The sequence below is a fragment of the Amycolatopsis umgeniensis genome (assembly GCF_014205155.1).
Classification (GTDB): Bacteria; Actinomycetota; Actinomycetes; order Mycobacteriales; family Pseudonocardiaceae; genus Amycolatopsis; species Amycolatopsis umgeniensis.
On the sequence record NZ_JACHMX010000001.1, the window covers coordinates 850,378 to 863,523 of the forward strand.

Here is a 13,146-nt window from a genome sequence, read left to right on the forward strand (position 1 = left end):
GGGCTCACTCGACCTCGACCCAGTCGAGCGTGCGGCCGACGGCCTTCTGCCAGCCCGCGTAGCCCTCGGTGCGCTGCTCGTCGGTCCACGACGGGGTCCAGCGCTTGTCCTCGTTCCAGTTCTGTTCCAGCTCGTCGGTCGACTTCCAGAACCCGACCGCCAGGCCCGCCGCGTAGGCGGCCCCGAGCGCGGTGGTCTCGGCGACGACCGGCTTCGACACCGGCACGCCGAGGATGTCGGCCTGCAGCTGCATGCAGAGTTCGTTCGCGGTCACGCCACCGTCCACACGCAACACGTCGAGGGTGACACCGGAGTCGTTCTGCATGGCCTCGACGACGTCGCGGGTCTGGTAGCAGATCGCTTCGAGCGTCGCCCGCGCCAGATGCGCGTTGGTGGTCGCCCTGGTGAGCCCGACGATCGCGCCGCGCGCGTCGGAACGCCAGTACGGCGCGAAAAGCCCGGAGAACGCGGGGACGAAGTAGACGCCGCCGTTGTCTTCGACCTGACGGGCGAGGCTCTCGCTCTGCGAAGCCCCGCTGATGATGCCCAGCTGGTCGCGCAGCCACTGCACGGCCGACCCGGTGACGGCGATGGAGCCTTCCAGCGCGTACACCGGCTTCTCGTCGCCGAACTGGTAGGCCAGCGTCGTGAGCAGGCCGTGCTTCGAGCGAACGACCTCGTGACCGGTGTTGAGCAACAGGAAGTTGCCGGTGCCGTAGGTGTTCTTGGCCTCGCCGGGCCGGAAGCACACCTGGCCGACGGTCGCGGCCTGCTGATCGCCGAGCACACCGGCGATGGCGACCTCGCCGCCGAACGGGCCGTCGGCGCGGGTCTTGCCGAAGAAACCCGGGTCGGACGAAGGCCGGATCGACGGCAGCATCTTCCTGGGAACGTTGAAGAACGACAGCAGCTCGTCGTCCCAGTCCAGGGTTTCGAGGTCCATCAGCATCGTGCGCGACGCGTTGGTCGGGTCGGTCACGTGCACACCGCCGTCGGGCCCGCCGGTGAGGTTCCAGATCAGCCAGGAATCGGTGGTGCCGAAGAGCGCTTCGCCCTTCTCTGCGTCTTCACGCACACCGTCGATGTTCTCGAGGATCCACTGCAGCTTGCCGCCGGAGAAGTACGTCGCGGGTGGCAGTCCGGCCTTGCGGCGGATGATGTCGCCCTTGCCCGCGCGTTCCAGCGCCGAGGCGATCCGGTCGGTGCGGGTGTCCTGCCACACGATGGCGTTGCAGTACGGACGCCCGGTCCGGCGGTTCCACACGACGGTGGTCTCGCGCTGGTTGGTGATACCGAGCGACGCGAGGTCGGCGGCGGTGAGGTTCGCCTTGTTGAGCGCGGTGGCGATGACCGAGCGGGTCCGCTCCCAGATCTCGGTCGGGTCGTGTTCGACCCAGCCCGGCTTCGGCAGGATCTGCTCGTGCTCGAGCTGGTGACGGGCGATCTCGTTGCCGCCGTGGTCGAAGATCATGAAGCGCGTGCTGGTGGTGCCCTGGTCGACGGCGCCGATGTAGTCAGGCATGGTTTCGCTCCTTCAGGAAACGCGCTCGATGTCCTTGGCGGGCAAGGCTTCCGGTGCCGGTTCGGCGGGGAGGTAACGCTCGATGAAGTACTTGTAGATCGCGCCGCCGATGACCGCGCCGATGATCGGGGCCACGATCGGGATCCACCAGTACGGGTAGCCGTATTGGTCGGTGAACGCGGTGTCGTAACCGGTGAGCCAGGACATCAGCCGCGGGCCGAAGTCGCGGGCGGGGTTGATCGCGTAGCCGGCGTTGGTGCCCCAGGCCATACCGATCGCGACCACGAGGAAGCCGACGACGACCGGGGCGAGATTCGCGGCGGGCGCGGTGTTGCGCAGATCGGTGATGGCGAAGATCACCAAGGCGAGGATGGCGGTACCGATGATCTGGTCGCGGAAGGCGCCCCAGTCACCCACCGGAAGGGTTCCGTTACCCGGAAGGGTGGAGAAGACACCCTGGGTCTTGATCGTCAGACCGGGGTCGGCCGCGTTGAGCACCTCGGTGTAGTTCCAGCGCACCAGCAGCGCCGCGACGAACGCGCCGGCGGTCTGCGCGAGGGCGTACGGCGCGACCTTGCGCCAGGAGAAGCCCTTGAACACCGCGAGCGCCACGGTGATCGCGGGGTTCAGATGCGCGCCGCTGATCCGTGAAGCCACGTAGATACCGAGCGTGACACCGATTCCCCACGCCCACGCGATGCTGTCGTGATCCCCGATGCCCGCGGCGACGACTTGAGCCACCACCCCGCAGCCGAACAGGATGAGGATCATCGTCCCGACGAACTCCGCCGCCAGTTCGCCCGCGAGTCCGCGAGCCTTGAGGTTTCGCACCATTGCTTCCTCCACAAAGGACACCGTTGCCCTGCTGAGGCCGAAGTTAAGTTCGCGGAAACGCGGGGTCAACGGACACCGGTCGGCATTGTCGAACGTCCGGAGACGATGTTCGACATTGTCGAATCTGGGCCGGTCGGGCTACGGTTGGGCCGTGCCCGGTCCAATCCAGTCCATCGAACGCGCCGCCGCGATCCTGCGGTTGCTGGCGCGCGGTTCCGGCCGTCTCGGGGTCGGCGAGATCGCCGATTCCCTCGAACTCGCCAAGGGAACGGCGCACGGGATCCTGCGCACCCTGCAAGGGGTCGGCTTTGTCGAACAGGATCGCGACACCGGGAAATACCAACTGGGCGCGGCGTTGCTGCACCTCGGCACGAGCTACCTCGACGTCAACGAACTCCGGTCACGCGCGATCAACTGGGCCGACGCGCTGGCCGCGCGCAGCGGCGAGGCCGTCCGGATCGGCGCGCCGCTGGAGGGCCGGGTCCTGGTGGTACACCACGTTTTCCGGCCCGACGACAGCCTGCAGACACTCGACGTCGGCACGCTCCTGCCGTTGCACGCGACGGCGCTCGGAAAAGTACTTCTGGCCTATGACACCGGTCTCGTGGCATCGTTGCGCACCGGCGGGCCGGAGGCCTACACCCGCCGGACCCTGGTCACCCAGACCGCGATCAAACGCGCCTGCGGCAAGGTGCGCGAGGCGGGCTGGGCGAGCGAGAACGGCGAGATGATCACCGGCGAGGCCGGGATAGCGGCGCCGATCCGCGGCCACGGCGGCATCGTGGTCGGCGCGATCGGGGTGTCCGGCGCGACGGAACGGATCTGTGAGGCCGACGGCAGCCCGATCCCGCGGCTGCTCGGCCACGTACGCGACGCGGCACGGGCGGTCTCCCGCGATCTCGGCGCGTCCCGATGGTGATGGAGGTGCTCGCGTGGTCCAGCGCTATGTGATGTCGATCGACCAGGGCACCACCTCGACGCGGTGCATCCTGTTCGACGCGCGCGGCAGGCTGGTGTCGGTCGCGCAGCGCGAGCATCAGCAGCACTTCCCCCGGCCGGGCTGGGTCGAGCACGACGCGATGGAGATCTGGCGCAACGTCGCCCGGATCGTGCCGCAGGCGCTGGCCGACGCCGGCGTCGAAGCCGGGCAGGTGGTCGGCCTCGGCATCGCGAACCAGCGCGAGACCACGGTGCTGTGGGACCGCCACACCGGCAACCCCGTCGGGCGCGCGATCGTCTGGCAGGACACGCGTACCGACGCCATGCTCGAACACCTCGCCCGCGAGCCGGGCGCGGACCGCGTCCGGCAGCTGTGCGGGCTGCCGCTGGCCACGTACTTCTCCGCGCCCCGTATCCGCTGGATGCTCGAAAGGACGCCTGGCCTGCGGGAACGCGCCGAGCGCGGCGACGTCCTGTTCGGGACGGTCGAGAGCTGGCTGATCTGGAACCTGACCGGCGGCGTCCACGTCACCGACGTCACCAACGCCTCGCGCACCATGCTGATGAACCTGCGGACGCTGTCTTGGGACGACGAACTGCTCGAGTTCTTCGACGTCCCGCGCGCGATGCTGCCGGACATCCGGTCGTCGGCCGAGGTGTACGGGACGACGTCGCGGGTGGTGCCGGGGATCCGGATCGCGGCGGCGCTCGGCGATCAGCAGGCGGCACTGTTCGGCCAGACCTGCTTCGCACCCGGCGAGGCGAAGTGCACTTACGGGACGGGCAGCTTCCTGCTGCTCAACACCGGTCCGACGCCGGTGCTCTCGACCCACGGCATGCTGACCACCGTCGGGTTCAAGATCGGCGACGAGCCGGCCGTGTACGCGCTGGAAGGGTCGATCGCGGTCACCGGATCCCTGGTGCAATGGTTCCGCGACGGGCTCGAACTGATCGGCAGCGCACCCGAGATCGAGACGCTGGCGCGGACGGTCGAGGACAACGGCGGCTGCTACATCGTGCCCGCGTTCTCGGGTCTGTTCGCACCGCACTGGCACAGCGAGGCGCGCGGCGTGATCGCCGGGCTGACGTCGTACATCACCAAGGGCCACCTGGCGAGGGCCGTGCTGGAGGCGACGGGCTGGCAGACGCGCGAGGTCGTCGACGCGATGAACGCCGATTCCGGGCTCGCGCTGTCCACGCTCAAAGTGGACGGCGGGATGACCGCGGACAATCTGCTGATGCAGTTCGTCGCCGACGTGCTCGACGTGCCGGTGGTCCGCCCGATGGTCGCCGAGACGGTGTCGCTGGGCGCGGCGTACGCGGCCGGGCTGTCGGTCGGGTACTGGCCGGATCTGGAGGGCCTGCGCCGCAACTGGCACCGCGCCGGGCAATGGCTGCCGTCGATGGACCCCGCCCGCCGTGACAGCGAGTACGCGCACTGGCGCCAGGCCGTGGAACTGACGTTCGGCTGGATGCGTCCAGGCCCCGCGGCCGCGCCCCCGGGTTCCGACCTGGTCGAGGTCGTGCTGGCCGATCACCGGCGGATCGAGCAGCTCTTCCGGGACCTCCGCAACGACGAGGCCGACCGCCCGGCGCTGATCGCGGAACTGTCGGCGGTGCTCGTCGCCCACGCCACCGCGACCGAACGGATCGTCCGTCCTGATGCGACGGAGAGCGGGCTCGCCGCGGAACTGCTGGCGGTCCTGGAACCGGAGGACTTCGAGAAGGCGTTGGCGGCACTGGAGAATTCGGTCGACGCGCATATCCGCACGGAGGAACGCGGGTTGCTGAACGAACTCCGGCGCACACTGTCCACTTCGGACCGCACCGCTCTCGGCCGGGCCTTCGTCGCCGAACGGCGGCGACAGCTCGACCTCGACTGCGGCTCGGCCGCCCACGTCCGCGAACAGGGTTCCCGGCTGCGGCTCTCGTGACTCGCCAGTAGGGCGTGCTAGCCTGTCGCCGTGCGCCGCTGGACTCGACTCCGCTTTACTCGACTCCGCTTTACCCGAGTCGTAGTCAAGCGCGCCGGCTGAACCAGGTCGCCGGCGCGCATTCCGGCGACCCCTCGACACGGGGCATCTCCCGGGACCTGGCCCTCCATGGCCTGTTCGTTCCCGCCTTTGGAGACCACGATGTCACTCACCACTTTCCAGGTTCCCGCCCCGCGTTCGGCACTGATGGTCCGCCGCCGGATCGCCACCTACTTCGTCGGCGGTGTCGAGCAGATCCCCACCCTGGTCGACACCCTCGGCTGCCTCGTCCACGAACTGTCGGTCGACGTGCGCGACGGGGTCCGGGAAAGCTCCATGACCTGCGCCGTCCTGATCGGCGCGGACGAGGTCGAGCCACTGCTGGAGCGGCTGCGGGGGTTGGACTCGGTCGTCTCGTCCGAATTGGCCTGAGCTCGCGTCGGCTCGAGTGCGTGATCAGACACCGCACTCGCGTGCTCAAACCCGGATCTCGCGTGCTTGGAGACGTGACTCGCGTGCTTGAACACCGCACACGCGAGTTCCGCCTCTGATCACGCGAGTCACGTCTTCAAGCACGCGAGTCACGCCTTCGGCCCGCCGCGAACCCTGGCCGACGCCCGGTTGCACGGTTCCGTGCAGCGCGTCCCCACCTCTTGACTTAGTTAGGAAGCCTTCTTAACTTCGATTTCATGTCTGAGACTCCCCGAAACAGCAGGTCTCAAGCCTATCGTCGGCTCAGCCTGGCCGAGAAGCACGACAACTTCGTCAACCGGTACTCGCGGCGGACCCTGTTCCGGGTGGGCGCGATGAGCGGCGCGGCGCTCACCATCGGCGGCGTCCTCCAGCCTGGCACCGCGATGGCCTCGCCAGGACCGACCGTGTTGCTCAACGCCGACAAGGTCGCGGGTTCGGCGCTCCGGCCGTTCGGGAGGCATATCGCCTATGGGGCCGACCCGTCCCAGCAGGTCGTGGTCTCCTGGCAGGTGCCCGCGGCGGTCACCGCGCCGTTCATCCGGATCGGCACGGTCCCCGGCGACTTCAGCCCGCCCATCCAGGCCGAGGTCCGGGCGCTGACCAGCCAGATGTCCTGGCAGCACCCGGTCGAGGAGGTGCCGCCGAACAGTCCGAAGGCGATCACCCAGTACTACCTCCACGCCCGGATCGATCGGCTCCTGCCCAACACCACGTACTACTACGTCGTCGGTCACGAAGGCTACGACCCCGCCGCCAGGCTCGGCGAAATGGCGAGTTTCCGCACCGCTCCGGCCCCGGGCGGCGACGGCACGTTCTCGTTCACCGCGTTCGGCGACCAGGGCGTCGGCTACAACGCCGTCGCGACCAGCAGCCTGATCGCGGGCCTCGACCCGGCCTTCCACCTCGCCATGGGCGACCTGAGCTACGCCCTCGAGGGCGAGGGCGGGCACCCGGAGGAAGACCAGTACGACGCCCGGCTGTGGGACTCCTTCTTCGTGCAGAACGAGCCGGTCACCGCCGGGATCCCGTGGATGATGGCGCTCGGCAACCACGAGATGGAGGGCTGGTACTCCGCAGACGGCTACGGCGGCGTCCGGGCGCGTTTCACCATGCCGGACAACGCCTGGGACGGGTCCACCTGCATCTACTCGTGGCGATACCAGAACGTCGGCCTGGTCAGCCTCGACGGCAACGACGTCTGCTACAACAGCCCGTCCAATCTGGACTACACCAAGGGCAAGCAGCTCAAGTGGCTCGGCAAGACGCTCGCCGCCTTCCGCGCCGACCCCACGATCGACTTCATCGTCGTCTACTGCCACCAGTGCACGTATTCCACCTGCCATTCCAACGGCGCCGAACTCGGCGCGCAGAAGGACTGGGGACCGCTGTTCGACAAGTACCAGGTGGACCTGGTGCTCAACGGGCACAACCACATCTACGAGCGCACCGACCCCATCCGCGCCGGCAAGTCCGTCAAGAAGGTGCCCTCGCGCGGGACCACCAACCCGGTCAAGGACGGGACGACCTACATCACCGCGGGCGGCGGTGGCGGCAGCGTCTCCGAGTTCCCCGCTCCCGACACCTACCTCGGCCACGAGACCCCCAACGACTCCCCCGTCCCGATGAAGTACTCGGAACGGGACGGTCAGGATCGCACCAAGAAGGTCACCTGGTCCCGTGTCCGGTTCCGCGGCTACAGCCTGGTCGCTGTCGACGTCATCGCGGGCACGGGCACCACACCGCCCAAAATGGACGTCCGCGCGATCAGCGCCGACGGCACCCTGGTCGACCAGATCATCGTGCAGCGGTCGTGACCCGGCGGCGGGACCGCATCGACCGGAAAGCCGGTCCGCCTCGGCCGATCGGCCGGTATCCGAACATCAGGTCCGGCCCGGTTTCCGAAGCGCGGAAACGGTTTCCGTGCGGTCCGCCGCTGTTACGAGTTCATGACAAGAACGAGACGGGACAACGATGATCGTCTCTGAACATCGACACCATGTTCGACGACGAACGAACCAGGCCGATCGCCGTTCCCGGTGCGAACCGGCGACTCCGCCTCCGTGTGACGGTGCTGATCGCTTTCCTGGTCGTCACCGGAATCCTCGGTTACGTGATCTTCCAGGCCAACGCGGAAAGCCGCCCGGCACCGGAAAGACGAGCCGCCACCGTGGTCTTCGACCGTACGTCGGGCGATCAGGTGATCGACGACGCGGGTTCGGAGAGGTTCCGCACGGCTTCGGTGGTGAAACTGTTCATCGCACTGGACGCCGTCACCCACAAGCCGAGCAAAGCCGACGAGGTCCAGCTTTACCGGATGCTGGCGAAAAGCGACGACGCCATCGCCAACACCCTCTGGGCCAGGAACGGCGGGCCGGCGATCGTGACCAGGACGGTGGCCGCCGCCGGGTTGAAGAACACCTCCGCGCCCGCCGACCCGGGCCGCTGGGGCGACACCCTGTCCACCGCGGACGACATCGCCCTGGTGTACCGGCACATCCTCAAACTGCCGAAGGCCAAGCGAAACGCGCTCATCAAGCCGCTGCGGGAGGCGCCGCGGCGTGCGGCCGACGGATTCGACCAGCACTTCGGCATCCCCTCGGCCTTCCAGGACCGGCCGTGGGCCGTGAAACAGGGCTGGGCGTCCGGACGAGGCGCCGTGGACGCGCACACGACCGGGCTCGTCGGGGCGGGCGACCGCTACGTCGTCGTCATCCTGTCCAGTTTCGCCGAAGGCACCGACCTCGGGGCGGCGACGGCGATGACTACCTCGACGGCCGTTTCCCTGGCTCTCCGTCTGGAAAAGTGACTTCGACGGCGTTCTCGACAGTCGTTCTGAAAGCGCTTACAAGAAGCTCGGCGAAACAGGCCAGCGGAGCGGCCGAAACACCTCCTGTCTGCGCCTTAAGCGCGGCCAGCTGCTCGCCCGCCAGCGGGGCGACCCGGTCCATGAACTGCCCCAGGAGCCGCAGCGCCGCGACAGGAGGGATCCCGGCCCCGGCGAGGTCCGCCACCGCACGCGAGATGGACGGGCGCACGACGGCGGGCTCCCCCGCGCCGTCCCGGCCGAGTACCCCGTGCCGCTCCAGGCAGCGGGCGACGGCGGGCTGGTCGCGGGCGAGGTCGGCCATCGCCGCTTCCAGCCGATCGCCGCCGTCCACTGTGGTCGTTCCGAGCATCGCGGCGATGGACACCAGGTTGAAGCCCTGTTTCTGCAGCATCGTGATGCGCCGGAGGCGCCGCAAATGGACCGGACCGTAGTAGGCGGACCTGCCGTGACGGGCCGGCGGCGGCAGCAAACCTCTCGTCTGATGCGCCCGGATATTGCGCGCCGACATGCCGACGATCGTGGACAGGTCTTCGATCGTGTATCCGGCCGGTCGCGACGAAAAGGGCTTCACGCCGATCAGCTTAACCAATGGTCGGATGAGTACACCATGAAGCCGGTGCAATGGTGACGGGACCGTCAACCGATCCCCGGTCGTCGAATGCCGGATTTGGGGAGTTCACTACCTGTCGATTACTCCAGTCAGGCGATCTTGGTAGGCCGAGGACTTCCCTGCCGTTTAAATGCAGCTAAGACATCCGATGTCTGACTCTGTCACCGCCCGCGGAGCGCCGCTGAACCCGATGGCTGGTCGTCAAAGTTTCAACCTTTACCGGGAGGTTTCATGTTCTGGAAACGGATCGCGGTCGCCGCCGTGGCCGCGACCGGGCTGGCCGCGGCGCTCGTGGTGTCCCATGAGGACACCCAGGCCGTCGCGATACAGCCCGCCGCCGCGAAAGTACCCGCGTTCGACCACATCGTCCTCGTGATGTTCGAGAACAAGGACTACAAGGAGATCAACGGCAGTTCCAAGGCCCCGTACTTCAACAAACTCGCCGCACAGGGCGCCAAGTTCACCAAGGCGTACGGGACCACGCACCCCAGCCAGCCGAACTACATCGCCCAGTTCGCCGGCTCGACGCACGGTGTCGACAGCAACAAGTGCCAGGATCTGGGGAACAAGGAGAACATCGCGTCCCAGCTGTTCGGGATCGGCAAGACGTTCGTCGGCTACGCGGAAAGCATGCCTTCCGACGGCTACACGGGCTGCACGAAGGACAAATACGCCCGCAAGCACAACAGCTGGGTCAGCTTCGGCAATGTCCCGGCGTCGGCGAACAAACGGTTCTCGTCGTTCCCGAGCGACTTCACGAAGCTCCCGCACGTCGCTTTCGTGACCCCGGACCTGTGCAGCGACATGCATGACTGCGCGGTCGACACGGGCGACAAATGGCTGAAGAAGAACCTCGACGCCTATGCCCAATGGGCGAAGACGCACAACAGTCTCCTGATCGTCAATTTCGACGAAGACAGCGGGACGTCGGTGAACCAGATCTTCACCACGTTCGTCGGCGCCCACGTGAAGCCGGGCAGCTACAGCGAATCCGTCAACCACTACTCGATCCTCCGCACGATGGAGGCGGCGTTCGGCCTGCCGGGCATCGCCAACGCGGCGAACAAGTCGCCGATCACGAACGTGTGGCAGTAATCGGGTGAACCCCGCGGGCGTGTCCACAGTGGACGCGCCCGCGGGCGGGGAAGGGTGGTTCGACGCGTGTACCTGTCCACGATCGGCCGCCGGGAGCATCCCGGCGGCGTGTCCAAGAAGTCGTTCGCCCTCCTGGGCGGGAACGTCTTCGCCCTCGGCACCGTCAGCCTCGTCACGGACGTCTCCTCGGAGATGGTGACGGCCGTGCTGCCGGTGTACCTGGTGCTCGGGCTGCACCTCGGCCCGGCGGCGTACGGCGTGGTCGACGGCCTCTACACCGGCGCGACCGCGCTGCTGCGCCTCGTCGGCGGTTACGTCGCGGACCGGGTGCGGCGGCGCAAGGCCGTCGCGGGGCTGGGCTACGCGATGTCGGCGGTGGCGAAACTGGGGCTCGTGGCCGTGGGGTCTTCGGCGGCCGCGATCGGCGTTGTGCTGACCGCGGACCGGACGGGCAAGGGCCTGCGGACCGCGCCCCGCGACGCGCTGATCACGCTGTCCGCGCCGGAGCACATGCTGGGCCGCGCGTTCGGGGTGCACCGGGCGATGGACAGCGTCGGCGCGTTCCTCGGCCCGCTCGTCGCGGTCGCGGTGCTGGCCTTCGTCGGCTCGTCGACCGGGATCGAAGGCTTCGACGCGGTGTTCGTGACCAGTTTCTGCATCGCCGCGGCCGGGGTGCTGCTGCTGGCGTTGTTCGTCCGCGACCACCGCGCGCCCAAACCGCCGTCGGGGACCGTGTCCTTACGGGCGGCGGCCGGGCTCCTGCGGGGCACCGGCGTGCGACGGCTGCTGATCGCCGCCTGCGTCCTGGGCATGGCGACCATCGGCGACGGTTTCGTGTACCTCCTGCTGCAGGACAAGGAGGACATCGCCACCGGCTGGTTCCCGCTGCTGGCAGTCGGCACGAACCTGGGCTATCTGGTGCTGGCCGCACCGCTCGGCGCGCTGGCCGACCGGATCGGCAGGCTGCCGGTGATGCTCGCGGGCTACGGCGCGCTGATCGCCGTCTACCTGCTGCTGCTCAGCCCGCTGACCGGCTGGGCGCTGTTCGCGCTCACCCTCGGCCTGTACGGCGTGTTCTACGCGGCGACCGACGGCGTGCTGATGGCGCTGGCCGGGCCGTTGCTGCCCGAGGCCTTGCGCACCACCGGGATCGCGATCGTGCAGAGCGGGCAGGCGCTCGCCTACTTCGCCTCGTCCGTCCTTTTCGGACTCTCATGGCAGTTCTGGGGTGCGACCACGGCGATAGCGATCGCCGCGGGCACGGTGCTCGCCGCCGTCGCCGCCACCTTCGTTCTCTTGGCTCCCCGCAGGAAGGCACGACCGTGAACACCCGCACCCGCGTCCTGATCGCCGTCACCGGAGTACTCACGCTGGCCGCGGCCGCCGTGATCTACGTCGGAGTGGCGGGAGCGCGCAACCAGGACACCGCGTCGGCGGGCACCAGCGGTGCCGTCACCCTCGACGGCCCGCGGTTGCTCTTCCGCAGCACCGCCGACGCCGACCGCGGGCACGTGTCCAGCGTCGCGGCGGCCGATCCGGGCGGGGCTCGGGCGGTGTCGAACCTGTCCTGCAGCCGGGTCTACGCGGCGGGCGGCACCGGCATCTGCCTGCGCCCGGAGAGCGGGCTGACCACCTATCAGCTGGCCGTACTCGACGGCCGTCTCACGGTCACGCAGGAGATCCCGCTGGTCGGTTTGCCCAACCGGGCCCGCGTCTCGGCCGACGGCCGCCGTCTCGCGTGGACGGTGTTCGTCACCGGCGATTCCTACAACGGCGGCCGGTTCTCCACCCGCGCCGGCACGCTCGACCTCACCACCGACAACGTCGAGGGCACGCTCGAGGACTTCGCCGTGACCGTGGACGGCAAGCCCTACAAGGCGGCCGACTTCAACTTCTGGGGCGTGACCTTCACCCGGGACCCGGACCGGTTCTACGCCACCATGTCCACCGGCTCCCACCGCTACCTCGTCGAAGGCGACGCCAAGGCCCGCACCGCCAGGACGGTGCGGGACAACGTCGAATGCCCGTCGCTGTCCCCCGACGAGACCCGCATCGCCTACAAGTCCGCCATCGACGGCGATCCCGCCAAGGGCTGGCGGGTCTCGGTGCTCGACCTCGCGAGCGGCACCGTGACGCCGCTGGCCGAGACCCGGAGCGTCGACGACCAGCCGGCCTGGCTCGACGACCACACCGTCGGCTACGCCCTCCCCCGCACGCAAGGACATTCCGACGTCTGGGCCGTTCCCGCCGACGGTACGGGGGCACCGCGCCTGCTCATCCCGGAGGCCGAATCGCCCGCTGCTCTACGCTCCTGACCATGAGGGCCGCGCTGCTGATCGTCGACATGCAGGAAATGCTCGTTCCCCTGGTCTGGCGCGGTGAGGAACTGGCGTCCCGGATCGCCGCGCTGGCGCGCGAAGCCCGCGCCCACGGCGTTCCGGTGATCGCGCTCCGGCAGATCGGCGCCTCCGGCACGGACTTCGACCCCGCGTCACCGGGCACCCGGCTCAGCCCGCTGCTCGGCCTCGAACCGGTCGACGTGGTGGTCGACAAAACGGCGACGGATTCCTTCTACCGCACCGGGCTGGCAGGCTTGCTCGTCGACCGCGGCGTGGACACCGTGGTGCTGACCGGGCTCGCGACCGACTACTGCGTCGACGCGACCGCCCGGTCCGCGCAGAGCCACGGTCTGGACGTCGTGCTGGTCGGCGACGGTCACGCGCCCTCGTCCGACGGCGATCCCGTCGCCGGTCTGACCGCCGAGCAGGTCATCGCCCGGCACAACCTGATCCTGGGCACGGCGATCCACCCCGGCGGGCGGCTGCGCGTGGTTCCCGCGGCGGAGGTCGCGTTCACCGGCTGAGCGGGCGTG

At 68.7% G+C, this 13,146-nt stretch carries 12 protein-coding genes; 9 read left to right on the top strand and 3 right to left on the bottom strand.

The genetic code is table 11. The features are described 5' to 3' along the window. Window positions 1–4 precede the first annotated feature (4 nt). Together glpK (HDA45_RS03690) and HDA45_RS03695 are read right to left on the bottom strand one after the other, a co-directional pair. On the bottom strand, window positions 5–1,522 hold the full coding sequence (glpK, locus tag HDA45_RS03690; RefSeq protein ID WP_184891887.1) for a glycerol kinase GlpK: 1,518 nt from the start codon (window positions 1,520–1,522) through the stop codon (window positions 5–7). Window positions 1,523–1,534: 12 nt separating this feature from the next. Beyond that, window positions 1,535–2,356, bottom strand: a complete 822-nt coding sequence (locus HDA45_RS03695; RefSeq protein WP_184891888.1) for an MIP/aquaporin family protein — start codon at window positions 2,354–2,356, stop codon at window positions 1,535–1,537. 151 nt (window positions 2,357–2,507) lie between these two features. Between HDA45_RS03695 and HDA45_RS03700 the strand changes: the two genes are divergently transcribed. From HDA45_RS03700 to HDA45_RS03720, 5 genes are all read left to right on the top strand, one after another. After that, a complete protein-coding gene (locus tag HDA45_RS03700) occupies window positions 2,508–3,275 on the top strand; it encodes an IclR family transcriptional regulator domain-containing protein (RefSeq protein ID WP_184891889.1) in 768 nt (255 codons plus the stop codon). Window positions 3,276–3,288: 13 nt separating this feature from the next. Next, window positions 3,289–5,229 (top strand): glycerol kinase GlpK, encoded by a 1,941-nt coding sequence (gene glpK / locus HDA45_RS03705; protein ID WP_184891890.1) that lies wholly within the window; start codon window positions 3,289–3,291, stop codon window positions 5,227–5,229. Window positions 5,230–5,430: 201 nt separating this feature from the next. Then, the gene (locus HDA45_RS03710) at window positions 5,431–5,700 is read left to right on the top strand and encodes a hypothetical protein (RefSeq protein WP_184891891.1); all 270 of its coding nucleotides are present in this window, start codon (window positions 5,431–5,433) and stop codon (window positions 5,698–5,700) included. Window positions 5,701–5,957: 257 nt separating this feature from the next. Next, on the top strand, window positions 5,958–7,556 hold the full coding sequence (locus tag HDA45_RS03715; protein WP_184891892.1) for a purple acid phosphatase family protein: 1,599 nt from the start codon (window positions 5,958–5,960) through the stop codon (window positions 7,554–7,556). Window positions 7,557–7,738: 182 nt separating this feature from the next. Beyond that, window positions 7,739–8,548 carry a serine hydrolase gene (locus tag HDA45_RS03720; protein WP_184891893.1) on the top strand — a complete coding sequence of 270 codons (810 nt, stop codon included), beginning with the start codon at window positions 7,739–7,741 and terminating at the stop codon, window positions 8,546–8,548. Here HDA45_RS03720 and HDA45_RS03725 read toward each other — a convergent pair. Continuing rightward, the gene (locus tag HDA45_RS03725; RefSeq protein WP_184891894.1) at window positions 8,505–9,140 is read right to left on the bottom strand and encodes a MerR family transcriptional regulator; all 636 of its coding nucleotides are present in this window, start codon (window positions 9,138–9,140) and stop codon (window positions 8,505–8,507) included. The two genes, HDA45_RS03720 and HDA45_RS03725, sit on opposite strands and share 44 nt — an antisense overlap. Before the next feature lie 270 nt (window positions 9,141–9,410). Between HDA45_RS03725 and HDA45_RS03730 the strand changes: the two genes are divergently transcribed. The 4 genes from HDA45_RS03730 to HDA45_RS03745 all read left to right on the top strand — a co-directional run bounded on the left by HDA45_RS03730 (window position 9,411) and on the right by HDA45_RS03745 (window position 13,137). After that, a complete protein-coding gene (locus HDA45_RS03730; protein WP_184891895.1) occupies window positions 9,411–10,274 on the top strand; it encodes an alkaline phosphatase family protein in 864 nt (287 codons plus the stop codon). Between the two features lie 66 nt (window positions 10,275–10,340). Further along, window positions 10,341–11,600, top strand: a complete 1,260-nt coding sequence (locus HDA45_RS03735; RefSeq protein WP_184891896.1) for an MFS transporter — start codon at window positions 10,341–10,343, stop codon at window positions 11,598–11,600. Continuing rightward, complete coding sequence (locus HDA45_RS03740; protein WP_184891897.1) at window positions 11,597–12,589, top strand: TolB-like translocation protein; 993 nt, start codon at window positions 11,597–11,599, stop codon at window positions 12,587–12,589. The genes HDA45_RS03735 and HDA45_RS03740 overlap by 4 nt, the downstream gene beginning before the upstream one ends. Window positions 12,590–12,591: 2 nt before the next feature. After that, window positions 12,592–13,137: a cysteine hydrolase family protein gene (locus tag HDA45_RS03745; RefSeq protein WP_184891898.1), complete on the top strand. Its 546-nt coding sequence runs from the start codon at window positions 12,592–12,594 to the stop codon at window positions 13,135–13,137. Window positions 13,138–13,146: the final 9 nt, after the last annotated feature.